This window comes from Agromyces sp. NPDC055661, from assembly GCF_053618135.1.
Genome location: NZ_JBSHHC010000001.1, coordinates 398,992 through 418,111 on the forward strand (window position 1 = coordinate 398,992; position 19,120 = coordinate 418,111).

Here is a 19,120-nt window from a genome sequence, read left to right on the forward strand (position 1 = left end):
TCCCGCTGGACGACCGCCGCAGGCCCCGGAGTGGGGGTCCGGTCTAGGAGGCGAAGACCTGGAACTCGGCCAACCCCACGTTGGTCGTGCTGCCGCTGACCGAGGTGACGGTGAGGCGGATGCTCGTGGTCGCGCGAGCGGGGAAGGCGACCTTCGTCGCGGCTCCCCCGTCGTCGAGAGCCGGCACGGTCACCGTGCTGCCGTCGGAGAACGTGAGGGTCGCGCCCGTGATGCGGTCGCTGAGGTTGGGTCGGTCGAAGAGCACGACGGAACCGACCGTCTGTGCGGACGACCATGTCAATGTCAGCGTCGAGCCCGCCCGCCCGCCGGCGGTCGCCCATTCCTTCGGGCTGTCGCCGGGATACCCGGCCGCCACCCCGTCGATCGCCTTCGCCGCGGTCTGACCCGTCGCCGTGTTCTGCGAGCTGGCCGACGCCTGCGCCGACCCCGCGAGGTTCGTCGTCGGCGGGGCGGCGGCCTGCCCGAAGGCCAGGAACTCCGCAAGCCCGACGTTGACGGTCGACGCGCTCACCGCGGTCACGGTGAAGCGGATGCTGGTGGTCGCCCGCGCCGTGAACGTCACCGTCGTGGCGCCGCCCGCATCGTCGAGCGCGGGCACGTTCACGACGCTGCCGTCCGAGAACGTGAGCGTGCCGCCCGTGACCCGATCGCCCGTGTTCGGCCGGTCGTGCAGCACCACCGCCGAGACCGTCTGCGCCGACGACCACGCCAGGGTCAGCGTCGAGCCCGCTCTCCCGCCGACGGTCGCCCACTCCTTCGAGCTGTCGGCCGGATATCCCGCCGCGACCCCGTCGATCGCCTTCGCCGCGGTCTGCGCCGTCGCTGTGTTCTGCGAGCTCGCCGACACCGACGCCGACCCTGCGAGGTTCGCCATGGGCGTGGCGTCCTCGGCCGACACCACGACGGTGCGGCATCCGAGGAACAGGTTCGAGGAGGCGAACGGCGCGAGCGCGATCGCGTACACGCAGACCTGGTACGAGCCCGCGGACGGCACGGGGATCGCGGCCGAGAAGCCGTGCTGCGAGCCGGCGCCGGGGTAGGCCGCGCCGACGTCCGTGCGCGTGACGTTCGCCTGGATCGCCGTGCCGCTCCCGTTCACGTAGACGTGCACGTCGGATGTGGCCGTGGGCGCTGCGCTGTCGAACGCCCAGCCACCGACGGCGATGGCACCGCCCGAGGGCAGTCGCTTCGCGGAGGCCGAGTCGAGGCTGGCGAGCACCTGCGCCGGCTTCACGTCGAAGTCGAAGCAGCCGAGCGTGAGCGCCCCCGAGGCCGTGAGCGGCTGCACGCACACGCGGTGCGCGCCCGAGGCCGTCACGGGGAGCCGCACCGAGAAGCCGTGCCTGTCGCCGGCGGCCGGGTAGACGGATGCCACGTCGGGCCGCGAGGCGTCGGCCTTCACGGTCTGGGTGGTCGTGCCGCCGGGCCGATCGACCGTGAACCGCACGTCGATCGACGCCGACGGTCCCGCGCGGTCGAACGTCCAGCCGGAGACGACGATGCTCGCCTCGCCCGCGGTGCGCACGACCGACGCGGAGTCGACCGAGCCCATCGCGATCGGACCGGTCGGCGAGCCGAACCAGTCGTTGAAGAACACCCAGAAGTTGCGGTTGCCGTAGGCCGAGCAGCCGTCGCCGGTGCCGCGGAGGTTCGCGAGCGCCGCGGCGTTCGGCTGGTACGGCGTGTAGTTGTAGAGGTTCGCGGTCGCCTGGTTGCGGATGTTGACGACGCTCGAGCCGCACCCGGCGTTCGGGTGGTAGCCGATCGACACGTTCCCGATGCGATAGGTGCGCGCCGGGTAGTTCGTGTACTGCCGCAGCTGCCACGCCGCCTTGTAGAGCTGGTTGTAGAAGCCGTAGAACTCCGCGTCGCACGGCGCGGTGTCGGGGCATCCGTAGCCCATGGCGGCCTGGTACTGGCGTGCAGTGGGCGACGTCGAGCCGATCAGGCTCTGCTCCTTCTGCAGCATCACGAGCAGCACCTGCGGGTTGATGCGGCACGCCTGCGCGACCTTCACGATGATGCGCGCGGCCGGCTCGTCGGCGGCGCCCGCGTAGGCCGTGCAGTGCCCGGCCTCGCCGGCCGAACGGCTGTACGTGGACATGCGGTAGTCCTTCAGGCAGGGATACCCGTTGCCGCCCACGCAGTTCGGCACCTTCGAGTTCAGGAACTGCTGGACCTGCGACTCGTTCATCGAGCCCGAGTTGAAGAACACCTCGTCGGAGATGATGTAGCCGGCCTGGAAGTCGGCTCCCGTGATGGCCTCGGCCTTCGGGGCGGGTCCCCACGCCACGAGCGACACGACGAGGGCGACGACCGCACCGATCGCCGTTGCCAGTGCTGAGGATCTCCGCTTCACGCGTCGCCCACCCAACCACGGGCCCCCTGCCCGCGCGTACCCACGGTAGCGGGAGGCACCCCCGAAACCGGCGACATGCGCTGGCGCGTCATCCTGAACTAGTGTGGGTCGGAAATCCGCCCAAGGGGTGATCCGGAGCCGAATGAGAATAGTGACGACGCTGATGATCCGCGACGAGGCGGACATCGTGGGTGCGATGCTGACCCATCAACGCGAACAGGGCGTCGATCATGTGATCGTCACCGACAACGCCTCCGTCGACGGCACGGTCGACCTGCTGCGCACCTTCGAGCGCCAGGGGTTCGTGACCCTCTGGCACGATCCCGAGCACCGCAAGCAGCAGTACCGCGTCGTCACGCGCATGGCGCGCCACGCCGCGACGGAGCTCGGCGCCGACTGGGTCATCAACGCCGACGCCGACGAGTTCATGGTCGCCCGCGACCCCGGGCGCACGATCCGCGACGTCCTCGCAGCCGTGCCGCCGTCGGTCGACGTGCTGCGCATCCCGGTCGTGAACCTGACCGGGGCGCCCTCCCGCGTGGGCAGCGGCCTGGCGCGGCTCGACCTCAGGGACCAGCGCTCCGAGTCCGAGCTCACCACGGCGGGCATCCCCTTCCACCCCACCCCGAACGCCGTGCACCGCGGTCACCCCGAGGTCGAGATCGCGCAGGGCAACCACCGGGCCGAGGCGCCGGGCTGGGGTGCGCCCGTCGACGCCCTCGACGCCGAGGTACTCCACCTCCCGTGGCGGTCATGGAAGCAGTACTCCTACAAGGTCCGTGTGTCCGGCGAGGCGTACCTCGCCAATCCCGAGCTCGCGCCGAGCCCGCGCCACCACGGCATGCAGGACTTCCGTCGCCTGCAGCAGGGGCGCCTCGAGTCGACGTACGTGGCGAAGCATCCGACCGCCGAAGAGGCCGCGGAGGGCATCGCGTCGGGGGCGTTCGCGCCCGAGACGCGCCTCGCCCACCTCGAGGGACCGCTGACCCCCGGCTTCGTCGCCGACGAGCGCTACGGCGACGCGGAGCAGCAGTCGCTCTCGCGCCTCGGTCGCCAGTTCCGCGCGGTCGAGCTGGCGGGCGAGCTGGAGGCGGCCAGGATCCAGGCCGCGCACGACATGGCCGTGGAGCAGCGCGACGCCGCGCTGGCCGACAATCGCCGGCTGAACGAGGAGCTCGCGGGCATCCGTCGGCGCAAGGTCGTGCGGCTCACCGACAAGGTCGCGCGCGGCCTGCGGCGCCCCCCGCACGACACCGCCGCGGACTGAGCGGTCGCTCAGGACCCAGCAGGTAGACTGAGCCGCTATGTCCACCCCCCATTCCGCCTCCGAGCTCCGTGCTGCCCGGTTCACGAGGCTCGCCGAGCTGCCGCTCGATTCGAACGCCGGCTCGTCGAACGGCTACCGGGGCTGGGCGTCGCTGAAGGAGATCTTCGGCCGGCGCGAGATGCTCGACCTGATGATCCGCCGCGACCTCAAGGCCCGGTACAAGGACTCGTCGCTCGGCTTCATGTGGTCGCTCGTGCGCCCCCTCACGCAGCTCGCCATCTACTACGTGGTCCTCGGCCAGTTCCTCGGGGCCGCCCGCGGCATCCCCGACTTCGCGATCTACGTGTTCACGGGCCTCACGGCGTACACGCTGTTCAGCGAGATCGTCCTCGGCGGCGCGGGCTCGATCGTGAACAACAGCGGCCTCGTGAAGAAGATCTACCTCCCGCGCGAGATCTTCCCGCTGGCATCGGTGGGCTCCGCGTTGTTCAACTTCGGGATCCAGCTCGCGATCCTGCTCCTCGCGACGCTCGTGTTCGGAGTGTTCCCGTGGCACGCCGAGATCCTGTACTTCTTCCCCGGCCTCGCGCTGCTCCTCGTCTACGGCGCCGGGCTGGCGCTCGTGCTCTCGGCGGCGAACGTCTTCCTCCGCGACATCCAGTACCTCATCGAGGTCGTCGTGATGCTGCTGATGTGGGCGTCGCCCATCGTCTACAGCTGGACGATGGTGAAGGAGAACGTGTCGCCGCTGGTGCTCGAGATCTACACCAACAACCCGATCACGCTCGCGGTCATGGGCTTCCAGAAGGCGTTCTGGGTGTCGGGCCCCGAGAGCTCCTACCCTGACGACCTCCTGCTCCGGATGGGCATCGCGCTCCTTGTCGGCCTCGTCGGCCTCGTGGCCTCGCACGCCGTGTTCAACCGGATGCAGGGCGACTTCGCCCAGGCGCTGTGACCGCGCAGCCCGCGGCGGAGCACGCCGGCGTCTCGGCGATCGTCGTGCTCTACAACTCCAGTCCCGTGCTGCCGGGGCTGCTCGCGTCGCTGCCCGCCGCCTCGCAGCGGGTGCGGACGCACGTGCTCGTGGTCGACAACGCGAGCACCGACCGCGCCGAGAGCCGTCGCATCGCCGAGGAGCACGGCGCGGCGTACCTGCAGCTCGACGAGAACCTCGGCTACGGCGCGGGCGTGAACGCGGGCTTCGCGTCGCTCGAGGAGCCCGGCGACTACGTGCTCGTGCTCAACGCCGACCTCGAGTTCCAGCCGGGCGCGATCGACGAGCTCGTCGGGTTCGCGGCGTCCCACCCGGGGCTCGGGAGCGTCGGCCCCGCGATCCTCAACGAGGACGGCACGGTCTACCCGAGCGCACGGCGATCGCCGTCGCTGCGGGTCGGCATCGGGCACGCGCTGCTCGGCGACATCGCGCCGCGCAACCGTTGGTCGCAGACCTACCGCGAGGAGACGACGCCCGCCACGACGCCGCGCGAGGCCGACTGGCTCTCCGGCGCATGCCTGCTCGTGCCTGCCGATCGCTTCCGCGAGCTCGGCGGGTTCGACGAGGGCTACTTCATGTACTTCGAGGACGTCGACCTCGGCGACCGCCTCCGCACGGCCGGCTGGCACAACGTGTACGTGCCCGACGCGCGGGTGACCCACGTGGGCGGCCACTCGACCGGCTCCTCGTCGTCGCGCATGCTCGCCGTGCACCACCAGAGCGCCTACCGCTACCTCTCACGGCGCTACCGCGGATGGTGGCTCGCGCCCGTGCGCCTCGCCCTGCGCATCGGGCTCGCGCTGCGGATGCACGCCACCGTCGCGCGGAACGACCGCCGGGGCGTGCACAACGGTCGTACAGCCGCCTCCGGGTAGGCTTGGGGCGCTTCCCCACCGATCCCCTCTCCCCCATCTCCCCTGCGAACGGAGCACCACGTCCATGACCACCGCCGACACGAACCTCCAGTCGGCCGCGATCCCGGCGGCGCCGCCGGTGATCCGGCTCGACGGCGTGTCGAAGCGGTTCGTCATCCGCAAGGACAACTCCCTCAAGGAGCGGCTCGTCACCCTCGGGCGGGCGGGCAAGCGCCACCGTGAGGACTTCTGGGCGCTCCGCGGCCTCAGCGCCGAGCTGCACGCCGGCCAGACCGTCGCGCTCATCGGCCACAACGGGTCGGGCAAGTCGACGCTGCTGAAGATCATCGGCGGCATCATCTCGCCGACCGAGGGCACCGTCGAGCGGCGCGGACGCCTCGCGGCGCTGCTCGAGCTGGGCGCCGGGTTCCACCCCGACCTCACCGGCCGCGAGAACGTCTACCTCAACGCGTCGATCCTCGGCCTCTCGAAGGACGAGACCGACGCCAAGTTCGACGACATCGTCGCGTACTCGGGGATCGCCGAGTTCATCGACACCCAGGTGAAGTTCTACTCGTCGGGCATGTACGTGCGCCTCGCGTTCGCGGTCGCCGTCCACACCGACCCCGACATCCTGCTCGTCGACGAGGTGCTCGCGGTCGGCGACGAGGCGTTCCAGCGCAAGTGCCTCGACACCATCCGCACCTTCCAGACCGAGGGCCGCACCATCGTGCTCGTGACGCACTCGCTCGGGCAGGTCTCCGAGCTCGCCGACCGCGCGATCCTGCTGCACCACGGCGAGGTGATCCAGGACGGCGAGCCGAACGCCGCGATCGCCGCATTCCGCGACCTCCTCGAGAACCAGCGCCAGGAGCAGATCCACGCCGCACCCAACAACCCCGTGCTGCAGAACGGCCGGGTCCTCGGCGCCGAGGCGCACCCGATCGGCCGCGCGGCTGGCGAGCCCGCCCAGCCCGGCGACGACCTCGAGATCACGACCACGCTCGCGCACTCGACGGGCATCGACGAGTGGATGTGCGGCATCCAGATCGACAACGTCATGGGCCAGCCGGTCTGGGGCACGACGACGAAGCGCGTCGGGCTGCAGCCCGGACGCCTCATCGGCGAGCGCACGCTCACGCTCACCGTCCGAGACGCGATGTTCGCGGGCGGCAAGTACTTCGTGAACGTGTCGCTCATGGACATGGACGGCCGTCACCTGTTCGACCTCCCGCAGGCGGCGACGTTCACGGTCGCCGACCAGGCGGATGCCGCCGGCTCCCTCTACGCGAAGCCGGACTTCCGCGTGAGCGACTGATGGGTCGCCTCCGTCGTCAGGTCGCCCTCGCGGCGGCCAAGGCGAAGCGCCGCCTGAACCGATACCGCCGCTCGACGCTGCGACGCCGGTACGCCCGGGGCCGCTTCGCGATGCCCGTGATCGCCGGATCGGTGCGCGACGACGCGCTCCCCGTCGTGATGGCGCTGTGGTCGCGACCCGAAAGGGCACCCGAGTTCCTCGCCCAGCTGAACGCCCAGGAGGGCGTCCCGCCGCTGCGCGTGATGCTCTGGAACAACGCGCCGGTCAACGACGAGAGCTACCGTCGGGCGGCCGCCGCGCTGCCGGCAGGCGCCGTCGCGTCGGTCGAGCTCCGCTCCTCGCGCACGAACTTCGGCGGCATCGTGCGCTTCTTCCTCATCGCGAAGCTCCGCCGCGCGGGCTACGACGGTCCCGTGCTGCTGCTCGACGACGACCAGCTCATCGGCGACGACTTCGCCGCGGCGCTGGTGGCGCGGTACCGCCCTCGCTCGATCGCGGGCGTCTGGGCGTTCACCCAGCGCGGCACGTACTGGGGTCGCGACGAGGTGCCCGACGACGGCCCCGCGACCTACGTCGGCACGGGCGGCTGCGTCGTCGACGCGACGATCGTCGACCTGCCGGGCTTCTGGCACCGGCTGCCCGACCGGTTCGCGTTCGTCGAGGACCAGTGGATGAGCTACTGCGCCCGGGTCGCCGGGTGGGGCCTGCGCAAGGCCGACATCCCGGTCGAGTTCGTGCTGCAGGAGCGGAACCAGCACCTCGGGCTGCACGAGCTCAAGGAGGAGTTCTTCCGCTTCCTGTACAACCAGCGTCCCGACCTCGAGCCGCGCTGAGCGCGCGGTCGCGCAGCGCCCGCGCTGGGCGCGAGCCGCGGCCGCGGCGCGACCGTCAGGCCGCGCCGAGGATGCGGCGCAGGTACGCGCCGTAGCCGCTCTTCACGAGCGGCCTCGCGAGCGCGTCGAGCTGTGCGTCGTCGATCCACCCGGCACGCCAGGCGATCTCCTCGATGCAGCCGATCTTGAAGCCCTGCCGGTCCTCGATGACGCGCACGTATTCCGACGCCTGCATCATCGACTCGAACGTGCCCGTGTCGAGCCAGGCGGTGCCGCGGTCGAGCACCTGCACGCTGAGGCGGCCGGCCTCGAGGTAGCGCTCGTTCACCGTCGAGATCTCGAGCTCGCCGCGCGCGCTCGGCTCGATGGTCTTCGCGATCTCCACGACGCGGTTGTCGTAGAAGTAGAGGCCGGGCACGGCGAAGTCGCTCTTCGGCGCCGCGGGCTTCTCCTCGATCGAGAGCGCGCGGAACTCGTCGTCGAACTCGACGACGCCGTAGGCGGTCGGGTCGCTGACCTGGTACGCGAAGATGAGCGCGCCGTCGATGTCGGTGTGGTTGCGCAGGGCGGAGCCGAGGCCGGTGCCGTGGAAGATGTTGTCGCCGAGCACGAGCGCGACGCTCTCGTCGCCGATGAACTCCTCGCCGATGATGAACGCCTGCGCGAGCCCGTCTGGCGAGGGCTGCTCCGCGTACTCGAGGCGGATGCCGAGGTCGCTGCCGTCGCCGAGGAGCGCGCGGAACTGCGCGTTGTACTCGGGCGTCGTGATGACGAGGATCTCGTTGATGCCCGCCATCATGAGCGTCGACAGCGGGTAGTAGATCATCGGCTTGTCGTAGATCGGCATCAGCTGCTTCGAGATGCCCTTGGTGATGGGCCACAGGCGCGTGCCCGATCCGCCGGCCAGGATGATTCCGCGCATGGCTACACTCCTCCGTCGAGCGATGCGTAGAAGGCGCGGGCCGCCTCCCAGGTGGGCAGGAGGCCCGATGCGGCGGCCTCGGCGAGGGTCGGCGCCGCCGTGTCCTTCGGCGAGAGCAGCGGCTCGCCCGCGGCATCCGGGAACACCAGGCCGACCTCGGGGTCGAGCGGGTCGATGCCGTGCTCGCGCCCGGCGTCGAACGTCGAGGTCACGAGGTAGCTGACGGTCGCGTCGTCGGTGAGCGCCACGAAGCAGTGGCCGAGGCCCTCGGCGATGTAGATGGCCCGCCGGTCGACGTCGTCGAGCAGCACCGAGTCCCACTGCCCGTACGTGGGCGAGCCGACGCGGATGTCGATGACGTAGTCGAGCACGGCGCCGTGCGTCGCGGTGACGTACTTGGCCTGGCTCGGGGGGATGTCGGCGAAGTGGATGCCGCGCACGACCCCGCGCTTCGAGACCGACGTGTTGCCCTGTGCGAGGTCGAGCCGGTGTCCGACCGCCTCCTCGAGGCGGTCGAAGCGGTACCACTCGAGGAACACGCCGCGGTCGTCGCCGAACTGCTTGGGAGTGATCTCGTAGCTGTCGGGGATCTTCAGTTCACGGATCTGCACGAGACGCTAGCTTACCGGGGCGAGCGGATGCCGCGGAGTTCAGCCGCCGGCGGGCGCCCAGTCGCCCCAGGCGATCGGCGCCGTCCCCGTCAGCTCGGCCACGTGCATCGAGCCGTTCGCGGCGTGCATGAGGACCACCGGGAGCCCGTCGGCGTCGGCCACGAGCACTGGCGTGCCGGTCGCCATGCCGCCGAGGTCGACCCAGTCCTCGAACTCGTCGTCGGGCTCGACCTGCCACGTCACCTGGATGCCGCCGGCGAGCGTCCGCTGCGCGAGGAAGATGCGCCCGTCGACCCCGACGCCGTCGGCGCGCAGCGCCGCGATGACGCCGACGCCGTCGTCGCCGCCCAGGTCGTCGACGTCGCCGAAGTCACCGTCGATCGACGTCTCCGCCGCGAAGCACACCGCGCCGTTGCCGTCGCGGAAGAAGCAGTGCAGGCGATCGTCCGGACCGAGCACCACGGTGGGCGAGTTGCTCGGCCCCTCGCCGACGCGGATGACGGGCGACGCCCACCCGCCGTTGACCTCGTCCTGCGACCAGCTCCGGATCGTGGCACGGGTGGCCATCGCGACGAACGCGAGCCCGTCGGGCCGGAGGAGCGCCGCGGGCGTGCCCTGCAGGTCGACCTGCCCGAAGTCGCGCCAGTCCGACCACGCTCCGCCCGTCGTCTCCCAGATCGTGCTGAGGCCGGTGCCCGAGTTTCGGAGGAAGACCTGCAGGCGGCCGTCCTCGTTCGGCACCACGGCGGGGGCGAGGTTGTTCTCCGCGCCGCTGTGGTTGCCCAGGTCGACCCACCCCGAGAAGCCCCCGCCGAGCGCGAGCTGCCGGCTCGTGAACAGGTTCCGCGAGTCGACGTCGACCCCGAAGACCGCGATCCGGCCGTCGGCGTGGCGGCCGACCGCGAGGGCCGGCGCGAGCTCGAGCGGATCGAGGGCGCTCGGGGCCGCCCACGGACCGCCCGGAGCCTGCTGCCGCCAATGCCGCACCGCGCCGCCCTGGATCGCGAACGCGTGGATCCGCCCGGCATCGTCGAGCGTCGCCCAGTCCGCCCCGTTCTCCCACTTGCGGTAGAACCGCGTCAGCCACTCGGGGGGCGACCCGACGGCGTTGACGTCGTGGTCGCGGTACGCCTGGAAGATCGCGGCCTTCTCGGCGCTCCTGCCGGGAGAGAGGCTCGTCGGCATGGGCTGGATGTTGTAGCCGCGGTGTTCGATCAGCGTCACGCGGGCCCCGCCGGCCTCGTGGACGGCGATGGCGAGTCGCGCGAACCTGGCGACGGCGATGTGGTCGCCGTGGTCGCCGGTGAGGTCGGCCGCGGGGCTCGTGTCGGCGATCCGGACCACGGTCGGGCCGAACTCGGCCATGACCGCGACGAGCACAGCGAGGAGATCGTCCTGCCGGTAGGCGAAGGTCTGGGCCACTGGCGATCCGTCGGGCAGGATCGTGGGCTCCACGCGGGTGGGGTCCTGCAGCAGGCCGGGCAGCGCATCGGGATGCAGCGAGTCGCCGCCGTCGGGGAGGCACACGAACATCACCTGCACGTCGGGCCGCCCGTCGAGCTCCGCGATCTCGATCACCCTGCCGGCGTGCGCCGCCGTGCTGCGGTTCCAGTCGTCGGCGACGCCCGCGGCCTCCGCGTAGGCGGCGCGGATGCCGGCCTGCCGCTCCGCCGCGTAGTGCTCGCGACTCACCAGGTCGCCGTTCGCCTCGCCCGCCGTCACGAAGAGGGTCAGGCTCGGCCTGCCCGAGCGGACCGTCTCCATGAGCTCGGGACTCTGGAACAGGAGGTCGTCGTCCTCGTGCGCGACGATGCTCAGGAACCGGCTGCCCGCGCCCTCCGCCTCAAGGTCGACCATCGCGCACCCCCAACGGCCGGGGCACGCGCGCGCGGCGCACCCCTCCGGGTGCGACGATACGCCGATTCGCGCTCCGCGGCGCCCCGAAGCGCCCTCGCGCGCGGGGGTCCGTGTGGATCCGCGCGGTCGCTCCGTGGCGCGCGGCATCCGTCGTTCGCAGCGCCCCTCCCGCCGTCCGCTCAGGGTCGGGCGGCACGGGGTCGCTACGATAGCCGGGTGTCAAACCTCCTCGTGACCGGCGGTGCCGGCTTCATCGGCTCGAACTTCGTCCACTACGTGCTCGCGAACACCGACCACTCCGTCACCGTGCTCGACAAGCTCACCTACGCCGGCAACCTCGCCTCGCTCGAGGGCCTGCCCGCCGACCGCTTCCGGTTCGTGCAGGGCGACATCCAGGACGCCGAGCTCGTCGACGGGCTCTTCGCCGAGGCCGACGCAGTGGTGCACTACGCGGCCGAGAGCCACAACGACAACTCGCTCGACGACCCCCGCCCGTTCCTCGACACCAACATCATCGGCACCTACACGCTGCTCGAGGCCGCGCGCCGGCACGACCGCCGGTTCCACCACATCTCGACCGACGAGGTCTACGGCGACCTCGAACTGGACGACCCCGCGAAGTTCACCGAGACGACGCCCTACAACCCGTCGAGCCCGTACTCGTCGACGAAGGCCGGCAGCGACCTCCTCGTGCGCGCGTGGGTCCGCTCCTTCGGCGTGCGGGCCACGATCTCGAACTGCTCGAACAACTACGGGCCGTACCAGCACGTCGAGAAGTTCATCCCCCGCCAGATCACCAACGTGCTCCGCGGCGAGCGGCCCAAGCTCTACGGCACGGGCGAGAACGTCCGCGACTGGATCCACGCGAACGACCACTCCTCCGCCGTGCTCACGATCCTCGACCAGGGCGAGATCGGCGAGACCTACCTCATCGGCGCGAACGGCGAGCGCAACAACAAGGACGTCGTCGAGCTCATCCTCACGCAGCTCGGCCAGCCGGCCGACGCCTACGACCACGTCATCGACCGCCCGGGCCACGACCTGCGCTACGCCATCGACTCGACGCGCCTGCGCACCGAGCTCGGCTGGGAGCCGCAGTTCTCCGACTTCGAGTCCGGCCTCGCCGACACGATCGCGTGGTACCGCGACAACGAGGCGTGGTGGGCGCCGCAGAAGGACGCGACCGAGGCCCGCTACAAGGCCCAGGGGCAGTGACCCGATGCGCTACCTGATCACCGGGGCATCCGGCATGCTCGGGCGCGACCTGCAGGCCGCGCTGGCCGGCCGCGAGGTGACCGCCCTCGGTCGCGCCGACCTCGACGTGACGGATGCCGCGGCGGTCGCGGCCGCGGTGCGCGGCCACGACGTCGTGCTGAACTGCGCCGCCTACACGAAGGTCGACGACGCGGAGACGCATGAGGCGGAGGCGTACGCCGCCAACGCCACCGGACCGGCGAACCTCGCCGCGGCGTGCGCCGACCTCGGCGCACGCCTCGTGACGATCTCGACCGACTACGTCTTCGACGGCCGGGCCACGACGCCGTACGCCGAGAACCTCCCCCGCGACCCGATAAACGCGTACGGCCGCACGAAGGCCGCCGGCGAGGAGCTCGCCCTCGAGGCGCACCCCGAGGGCACGTACGTGGTGCGCACGGCGTGGCTCTACGGCGAGCACGGCCCGAACTTCGCGCGCACCATGCTGCAGCTCGCGGCCTCGCGCGACACGTGGTCGGTCGTCGACGACCAGCTCGGCCAGCCGACCTGGACCGCGGACCTCGCCGCCCAGCTCGTGGCCATGCTCGACGCCGACGCCCCGGCCGGCATCTACCACGGCACGAACTCGGGCGAGGCGACCTGGTTCGAGTTCGCGCGTGCGGTGCTGGAGGACTCGGGGCTCGACCCCGAGCGCATCACGCCCACCGACAGCAGCGCCTTCGTGCGTCCGGCGCCGCGACCCTCCTACTCGGTGCTCGGCCACGACGCGTGGGCCGCCGCGGGGCTCGCCCCGATGCGACCCTGGCGCGAGGCGCTCGCCGACGCGATCGCGACGGGCGCCGTCAGCACGTCCTGACGGCCGACGGTGCGCGATCGCCGGCGTGCGGCCCACGGGACCGCCCGATCCGTCACATCATGCGGGAGTACAGCTCCACCTGCATGCGGCGCGACCAGCGCCCCTGCAGCGTCGCGAGGTCGCTCTCGAGGATCCGCGGGTCGCGGGTCTTCGACTCGAAGTGGTAGAGGCGCGCCCACGGGCTGAACACGGCCGAGCGGCCGGTTGCGCGGACCTTCATGTTGAGGTCGACGTCGTTGTAGTTGCCCGGCAGCGCGAGGGTGAATCCGCCGACCTCGTCGTAGACGTCGCGCGCGATGAGCGCGCAGGCGGCGGTCACCCCCGAGACCTCGTGGTCGGTGGCCATCGACCGGATCGAGTCGTCGCGGCCGCCGGCCCACCCGAACGCCGCGTGCCCGGCGACGCCGCCCGTGTACACCTGCCCGGCGTGCTGCACGGTGCTGTCCTCGAAGTAGAGCTGCGCGCCGACGATGCCGACGCCGGGCTGCTGGGCGAGCCCGAGCAGCGTCTCGATCCAGTCGTCGCTCACGACCTCGACGTCGTCGTTGAGCAGCAGCAGGTAGTCGCCGCGGGCCACGACGGCACCGCGGTTCATCTTCGCGCTGAAGTTGAACGGCGCGTCCCAGAGCACGAGCCGGAGGCGGTCGCCGCACAGCTCCTCGAGCTCGGCGACGACCTCGTCGGGCGTCTCGGCGTCGGCGACCACGACGAACTCGAGGTTCGCGTAGGTCGAGCGCTCGACGATGCCGCGGATCGCCTCCACGACGAGCACGCGATCGGTGCCCGCGATCTGCGCACTGCCGCCGCGGGTGGGGATCACGATCGACACGAGCGGCTCGTCGACGATGGCGTAGCGCACGCGACGCACGAACGGCTCGATCTCCTCGACGGATGCCTCGATCCCGCGTTCGGCGAGGTGCCGCGCCACGACCTCGGCCTGCGCGCTCGAGGTGCCGGCGAAGTCGCCCGGCGCGAGGTCCTCGGTCGCGAGGATCACCGGCACGAGGGCGATGCTCCGGCCCGCGGCGTGCGCGCGGAGCACCACGTCGAGGACCTGCGCGCGGCGCGACACGGGGTCGAATCCGCCGATCGCGCGCAGCGCGGCCACGCGGACGCCCACGACGGGACCCAGGTAGTCGTTGCTCAGCAGCCGCAGCGGCGAGAACGCGGGGCGCAGCAGCGGCAGTCCGGCGTCGGTGACCGAGTCGCCGTAGACGACGTCGATGGCCGGGAAGCGGTCGAGGAACCCGACGGCCTTCGGGAGCAGGTCGCCCGCGACGGCGCCCCACCGCACGACGAACAGGACCTCCGCCGCCGTGTCGGCGAGCCGGGCGTTCAGGGCCGCGGGCTGGGCGGAGAGGACCTCGAGGCCCACCGACTCCGCTCCGCGGATCATCTCGGAGGTGTCCTCGTGGGCGACGTCGTCGACCACGATGCGCACGGCGGCGGGATCGAAGCCGGCGCCGAGCACGGCGCGTGCGGTGCGCACGACCTCGTCGGCCGTGTGGCCGGCCGAGTCGATCCACGCCTCGACGCGAGCCGCCAGGGCGGCGTCGGCCACGCTCATCCGAGGACTCGGCGCTTGACGACCCTGAGCACGCGCACCGGCAGCGTCACGACGCGCCCCGCCCGCCAGGTGAGCGACGACTGCATCACCGCGAGCCGGGACTCCACGGCGACGGTCTCGGTCGGGGTCAGCCGGCTCGCCGCCTGCAGCTCCCTGACCTGCTCCTCGAGGCCGATGATGCGGTCGGCGAAGGCCAGGCGCTCCTCGGCGAGCTCCGCCTCGGAGCTCACGCGGGCCTCGGGCCGGGTGTCCGGCCATCGAGTGCTCGTGGCGTTGGTCACGATGGATCTGATCCTCTCGTCGGCGGTCGTAAACTAGCCTAATGCCCTCGACGAGACCGCCCCGTGAGAGCTCGCCCGTCGCTGCATCCGCCCCCCGCGTCATCGCGGTGGTGCCCACGTTCCACCCCGACGACGGGGTCGTGGGCCGGCTTCGCGACCTGGCTCGCCAGGTCGACCGGGTCATCGTCGTCGACGACGGCTCCGGCCCGTCGGCCGACGCGGCGCTCGCGGATGCCGCGGCATCCGGCATCGAGGTGCACCGGCTCGAGCGCAACTCGGGCATCGCCGCGGCGCTCAACACGGGCGTGCGCGTCGCGCTCGACGACGGAGCCGACTACGTCGTGAACGTCGACCAGGACACCGACCTGCCCGAGGACTACGTCGGCATCGCGCTCGGCATCTTCGCGCGGGCCAACGCGGTCACGCGCCTCGGCATCGTCGCCGTCGACGCGGTGAACGGCGCCCCGGCCCTGCCGACGTGGGTCTCTCCCGAGGGCTTCGGGCTCGTGCCCGAGGCCATCCAGACGGGCTTCGTGATCAGCCGCGAGTGCCTCGAGCACGGTGGACTGTTCGACGAGCGCCTCGTGATCGACTGCGTCGACACCGAGTACTGCCTGCGCGTGCGCGACCGGGGGTTCCGCATCGCCGTGGCGAAGGGCACCGACATCCGCCACTCCATCGGGCGCCGCGCGGAGCTCCGCCCGTTCGGCATCCCGCTGCGCCACCGCGAGAGCGGCCGGATCGCGACCTACCAGTACCACTCGCCGTTCCGGCGGTACTACATCGCGCGCAACAACATCGACCTCATCCTCCGCAACGTGGCGCGCCGCCCGCGATGGGTGGGCGCGGTGCTGCGCCGCGAGATGGGCGGCATGATCGTGTCGATGGTGAGCGGACCGCAGCGCATCGCGCAGGTCCTCGCGATCACGACCGGCACCGTGCACGGCCTCGTCCGGCGCCGCGGGATGATCCCCGGCTGGCTGAAGGCGCTCATCACCTGACGCCCTCCCCGGACGTGTGGACGACGGCGGAGCCTCCCCGTTCGCGACGGACTAGGGTGGGCAGGTCACCGACCGGCGTCGGTGCGGAAGGAGCAGCGTGACGACCACCCTGCGCGTCATCCTCGACCAGATCGTGGCCCCGGTCCCCGGTCCGATCGGCCGCTACACCCGCGACCTGGGCCGTGCGATCGTGGCGACCGCCCCGCGCGGCTGCGAGGTCGAGGCGATCGTGTCGTCGTCGCTCCCCGAGGACTACGACCGGGTGCAGGCCGAGGTTCCCGGACTCGCCGGCCTCTACAAGACGTCCCTCGCGCGCCGCGAGCTCGCCGCCGCCTGGCAGCTCGGCATCACCACGTCGCCGGGCAGCGGCATGATCCATGCCACGAGCCTGTTCGCGCCGCTGCGCAAGCACGATCGCACGACCGGCGGCAACCAGGTCGTGGTGACCGTCCACGACGTGCTCGCGTGGACCCACCCCGAGGCGATCAGCGCGGCATCCGTCACCTGGCAGAAGGGCATGATGAAGCGTGCGCGCAAGCACGCCGACGCGGTCGTCGTGCCCACCCACGCGCTGGCCGAGCGGCTCCAGCAGGTCGCCGACCTCGGCGACCGGGTGCGCGTCATCGGCACCGCCCCGCGATCGGGTCTCGTGATCGGGCCCGACGCCGAGGAGCGCGCCGCGCGACTCGGGCTCCCGCGCGAGTACATCGTGGTGCCCGCCACGCTCGAGCCGCGCAAGGGCCTCGTCGACGTGTTCACGGCACTCGGACGCCGCGGCGTGCCCGACGTCCCGGTCGTGGTGCTCGGCCCCGAGTCGTGGGGCGACCAGCACGTGGCCGAGGTCGCCGAGGAGCTCGGCGTCGCGGCCTCGCGCATCCGGCACCTCGACGACCTCGACGCGGCCGACCTCGCCGTCGTGCTGCGCGGCTCCATGGCCTACGTCGCGCCGAGCCACGACGAGGGGTCGGGCACCGGGCTCATCGAGGCGTTCAGCCTCGGCGTGCCCGTGATCCACTCCGACACCCCCGCATACCTCGAGGTCTCGGCGGGCGCAGGGCTCGGCGTTCCCGTCGGCATGGCCGACCACGGCTACGCCGACCGGCTCGCCGCGGCCGTCACCTCCGTCGTGTCCGACCGCGCCCTCGCCGAGCGCCTCGCGATCACCGGCCACGACCGCAGTCGGGCGTTCAGCTGGCGCGATGCCGGCGAGCGGGTCTGGCAGCTGCACGCCGACCTCTGACGGCCGGGCGCGCAGCGAGACCCGACGGCGGAGCGCACACCTCCCGGCGGGGCATCCGTCGCCGGCGCAGCCCGACCCGCCGACCTAGCCCGCGGGCTCCTCGGTCTCGGGCGGGAACACGGCCTGCTGCACGAGCTGCCGGATGTAGTCGTAGTCGGGATCCTCGGGATCGACGCCGTTGTCGGGCACCAGCGGGACGTCGATGATCGGCAGCTCCTTGGTCTTCGACGCGAGGTCGACGAAGTACCCGAGCATGCCCTGCGGGACGTCGGTCTTCACGACCTGCGAGCCGGCCGCGGCGATCTCCTGGAACTTCGAGAGGACGTTCGCCGCGTTGAACTGGGCGAGCACTGCCTCCTGGAGCTGGAGCTGGCGCGCCATGCGGTCGTAGTCGCTCGTACCGTGACGCGACCGGGCGTACCAGAGCGCGTGGTAGCCGTCGAGGTGCTGCTCGCCCGCGGGGATCCACTCGGCGACCGTCGTGAACGTCTCGTCGGCGTGGATCGGCACGTCCTCGGGCACGTTGATCGTCACGCCGCCGAGCGCGTCGATGAGCTGCTGGAAGCCGGCCATGTCGATGAGCACGTAGTACTGGATCGGCAGGCCGGTGATGCCCTCCGCGGCATCCCGCATCGCCTCGATGCCCGGCTCGGAGCCCTCGGCGACCGCGTTCGGGTACATCTCGGGGCTCTTCAGCTCGACCTCGGTGTAGATCGAGTTGAGCATGCAGACGTCGACCTCGCAGCCGTCGATCGCGCCGTAGCCCTCGGGATACACCGCCTTCAGCGGGGAGTCGTCGTCGAACGGGACGTCGACCATGTTGCGCGGCAGGCCGATGGTCACGGCCTGGCCGGTCTCGGCGTCGATGCTGACGACCCGGATGCTGTCGGGACGCAGGCCGTCGCGGTCGGGCCCGGCGTCGCCGCCGAGCAGCAGCACGTTGTACCGCCCGTCGATGGGCGGCTCGCTCGGCCCCGCGACGAACACCGACGAGAGGAAGCCGCTCGCGGTGGTCGCGAGGTAGGCGCCGTAGGCGGCTGTGCCCGAGACGAGCACCATGAGCACGACCGAGAGCGCCGCGACCGCGGCGCGAGCCGACGGCGCGGTCTTCACGAGCTTCACGAGCCGGAGCGTGTCGAGGGTGAGGATGGCCCAGAGCACGGCGTAGAACGCGAGCACGCCCGCGACCACCCAGAGCGTGATGGTCGTCGAGAACACCGTGTAGAGGACGGCGGGCCAGAAGATCCACACGACGAGCGCGACGAGCGCGAGGAACCACAGCGTGAGCGTCGCTCCGAGTCCGAACCGGCCGAGCTTGCGGTCGCCCGCGAGCACCTGCGCGGAGCCCGGGATCAGCACGTTGAGCACGACCAGCCACCACGCGCGGCGGGTCATGACCGTGCGCGACCCGAGGTCGGGGTAGCGGATCGGGCTGGCGGCGAGGCTCATCGGGTGGACTTCAGCCGTTCGTTCTTCTCCTCGACCAGGGCGGCGAGGGCGGTCGCGTAGTCGGCGAGCGCCGTGGTGAGCGCGGCATCCGACGTCGCGAGGATCTTCACGGCGACGAGCCCGGCGTTGCGGGCGCCGCCGATGGACACGGTCGCGACGGGCACGCCGGCGGGCATCTGCACGATCGAGAGCAGCGAGTCGAGCCCGTCGAGGCGCGACAACGGCACGGGCACGCCGACGACCGGGAGGGTGGTGACCGAGGCGAGCATGCCCGGCAGGTGCGCAGCTCCCCCGGCGCCCGCGATGATCACCTTGAGGCCGCGGCCGGCGGCCTCCTTGCCGTACGCGATCATCTTCTCGGGCGTGCGGTGCGCGGAGACGACCTCCACCTCGTGCGCGACGCCGAACTCGTCGAGCAGTTCGGATGCCTCGCGCATCACGTTCCAGTCGGAGTCGGAGCCCATCACGACGCCCA

The 19,120-nt window shown here is 71.6% G+C and carries 17 protein-coding genes; 9 read left to right on the top strand and 8 right to left on the bottom strand.

The features are described from left to right. Positions 1-43 precede the first annotated feature (43 nt). A complete protein-coding gene (locus tag ACWGO8_RS01815) occupies positions 44-2,380 on the bottom strand; it encodes a DUF7402 domain-containing protein (RefSeq protein ID WP_452041441.1) in 2,337 nt (778 codons plus the stop codon). A gap of 151 nt (positions 2,381-2,531) precedes the next feature. Between ACWGO8_RS01815 and ACWGO8_RS01820 the strand changes: the two genes are divergently transcribed. From ACWGO8_RS01820 to ACWGO8_RS01840, 5 genes are all read left to right on the top strand, one after another. After that, a complete protein-coding gene (locus tag ACWGO8_RS01820) occupies positions 2,532-3,647 on the top strand; it encodes a glycosyltransferase family 2 protein (RefSeq protein ID WP_452041442.1) in 1,116 nt (371 codons plus the stop codon). A 37-nt stretch (positions 3,648-3,684) separates the two neighbouring features. After that, the gene (locus ACWGO8_RS01825; RefSeq protein ID WP_452041443.1) at positions 3,685-4,602 is read left to right on the top strand and encodes an ABC transporter permease; all 918 of its coding nucleotides are present in this window, start codon (positions 3,685-3,687) and stop codon (positions 4,600-4,602) included. Continuing rightward, positions 4,599-5,516: a glycosyltransferase family 2 protein gene (locus tag ACWGO8_RS01830; protein ID WP_452041444.1), complete on the top strand. Its 918-nt coding sequence runs from the start codon at positions 4,599-4,601 to the stop codon at positions 5,514-5,516. Before ACWGO8_RS01825 ends, ACWGO8_RS01830 begins: the two co-directional genes overlap by 4 nt. Before the next feature lie 64 nt (positions 5,517-5,580). Further along, entirely contained in the window at positions 5,581-6,813 is a 1,233-nt protein-coding gene (locus ACWGO8_RS01835; RefSeq protein ID WP_452041445.1) for an ABC transporter ATP-binding protein, read from the top strand. Beyond that, the gene (locus ACWGO8_RS01840; protein ID WP_452041446.1) at positions 6,813-7,646 is read left to right on the top strand and encodes a hypothetical protein; all 834 of its coding nucleotides are present in this window, start codon (positions 6,813-6,815) and stop codon (positions 7,644-7,646) included. Before ACWGO8_RS01835 ends, ACWGO8_RS01840 begins: the two co-directional genes overlap by 1 nt. Before the next feature lie 55 nt (positions 7,647-7,701). On the opposite strand, the gene rfbA is transcribed toward ACWGO8_RS01840, so the two are convergent. The 3 genes from rfbA to ACWGO8_RS01855 are packed head-to-tail and all read right to left on the bottom strand — an operon-like array spanning position 7,702 to position 11,036. Then, positions 7,702-8,568: a glucose-1-phosphate thymidylyltransferase RfbA gene (rfbA, locus tag ACWGO8_RS01845; protein ID WP_452041447.1), complete on the bottom strand. Its 867-nt coding sequence runs from the start codon at positions 8,566-8,568 to the stop codon at positions 7,702-7,704. 2 nt (positions 8,569-8,570) lie between these two features. After that, entirely contained in the window at positions 8,571-9,179 is a 609-nt protein-coding gene (locus ACWGO8_RS01850) for a dTDP-4-dehydrorhamnose 3,5-epimerase family protein (protein ID WP_452041448.1), read from the bottom strand. 39 nt (positions 9,180-9,218) lie between these two features. Then, positions 9,219-11,036: a PIG-L family deacetylase gene (locus ACWGO8_RS01855; RefSeq protein ID WP_452041449.1), complete on the bottom strand. Its 1,818-nt coding sequence runs from the start codon at positions 11,034-11,036 to the stop codon at positions 9,219-9,221. A gap of 216 nt (positions 11,037-11,252) precedes the next feature. Here ACWGO8_RS01855 and rfbB point away from each other — a divergent pair, with 216 nt between their 5' ends. Then, positions 11,253-12,251 (top strand): dTDP-glucose 4,6-dehydratase, encoded by a 999-nt coding sequence (gene rfbB, locus ACWGO8_RS01860; protein WP_452041450.1) that lies wholly within the window; start codon positions 11,253-11,255, stop codon positions 12,249-12,251. Between the two features lie 4 nt (positions 12,252-12,255). Further along, a complete protein-coding gene (rfbD, locus tag ACWGO8_RS01865; RefSeq protein WP_452041451.1) occupies positions 12,256-13,107 on the top strand; it encodes a dTDP-4-dehydrorhamnose reductase in 852 nt (283 codons plus the stop codon). Between the two features lie 52 nt (positions 13,108-13,159). Here rfbD and ACWGO8_RS01870 read toward each other — a convergent pair whose 3' ends face one another. Both ACWGO8_RS01870 and ACWGO8_RS01875 read right to left on the bottom strand, forming a co-directional pair. Continuing rightward, positions 13,160-14,674 carry a glycosyltransferase family 2 protein gene (locus tag ACWGO8_RS01870; RefSeq protein WP_452041452.1) on the bottom strand — a complete coding sequence of 505 codons (1,515 nt, stop codon included), beginning with the start codon at positions 14,672-14,674 and terminating at the stop codon, positions 13,160-13,162. Further along, a complete protein-coding gene (locus tag ACWGO8_RS01875) occupies positions 14,671-14,955 on the bottom strand; it encodes a hypothetical protein (RefSeq protein WP_452041453.1) in 285 nt (94 codons plus the stop codon). The genes ACWGO8_RS01870 and ACWGO8_RS01875 overlap by 4 nt, the downstream gene beginning before the upstream one ends. A 41-nt stretch (positions 14,956-14,996) precedes the next feature. Here ACWGO8_RS01875 and ACWGO8_RS01880 point away from each other — a divergent pair, with 41 nt between their 5' ends. Together ACWGO8_RS01880 and ACWGO8_RS01885 are read left to right on the top strand one after the other, a co-directional pair. Continuing rightward, positions 14,997-15,956 (top strand): glycosyltransferase, encoded by a 960-nt coding sequence (locus ACWGO8_RS01880; protein ID WP_452041454.1) that lies wholly within the window; start codon positions 14,997-14,999, stop codon positions 15,954-15,956. Positions 15,957-16,053: 97 nt separating this feature from the next. Then, a complete protein-coding gene (locus ACWGO8_RS01885) occupies positions 16,054-17,196 on the top strand; it encodes a glycosyltransferase (RefSeq protein ID WP_452041455.1) in 1,143 nt (380 codons plus the stop codon). A gap of 84 nt (positions 17,197-17,280) precedes the next feature. Here the strand turns inward: ACWGO8_RS01885 and ACWGO8_RS01890 are convergent, their stop codons facing one another. Further along, entirely contained in the window at positions 17,281-18,645 is a 1,365-nt protein-coding gene (locus ACWGO8_RS01890; RefSeq protein WP_452041456.1) for an LCP family protein, read from the bottom strand. Beyond that, entirely contained in the window at positions 18,642-19,109 is a 468-nt protein-coding gene (purE, locus tag ACWGO8_RS01895; protein WP_376956838.1) for a 5-(carboxyamino)imidazole ribonucleotide mutase, read from the bottom strand. Before purE ends, ACWGO8_RS01890 begins: the two co-directional genes overlap by 4 nt. Between the last annotated feature and the right edge of the window lie 11 nt (positions 19,110-19,120).

Coding starts and splice junctions, on each gene's coding strand:
- ACWGO8_RS01835 (WP_452041445.1), top strand. CDS start 5,581: ATGACCACCGCCGACACGAACCTCCAGTCGGCCGCGATCCCGGCGGCG.
- ACWGO8_RS01880 (WP_452041454.1), top strand. CDS start 14,997: ATGCCCTCGACGAGACCGCCCCGTGAGAGCTCGCCCGTCGCTGCATCC.
- purE (WP_376956838.1), bottom strand. CDS start 19,109: ATGGGCTCCGACTCCGACTGGAACGTGATGCGCGAGGCATCCGAACTG.
- ACWGO8_RS01825 (WP_452041443.1), top strand. CDS start 3,685: ATGTCCACCCCCCATTCCGCCTCCGAGCTCCGTGCTGCCCGGTTCACG.
- ACWGO8_RS01870 (WP_452041452.1), bottom strand. CDS start 14,674: ATGAGCGTGGCCGACGCCGCCCTGGCGGCTCGCGTCGAGGCGTGGATC.
- rfbA (WP_452041447.1), bottom strand. CDS start 8,568: ATGCGCGGAATCATCCTGGCCGGCGGATCGGGCACGCGCCTGTGGCCC.
- ACWGO8_RS01855 (WP_452041449.1), bottom strand. CDS start 11,036: ATGGTCGACCTTGAGGCGGAGGGCGCGGGCAGCCGGTTCCTGAGCATC.
- ACWGO8_RS01840 (WP_452041446.1), top strand. CDS start 6,813: ATGGGTCGCCTCCGTCGTCAGGTCGCCCTCGCGGCGGCCAAGGCGAAG.
- rfbD (WP_452041451.1), top strand. CDS start 12,256: ATGCGCTACCTGATCACCGGGGCATCCGGCATGCTCGGGCGCGACCTG.
- ACWGO8_RS01890 (WP_452041456.1), bottom strand. CDS start 18,645: ATGAGCCTCGCCGCCAGCCCGATCCGCTACCCCGACCTCGGGTCGCGC.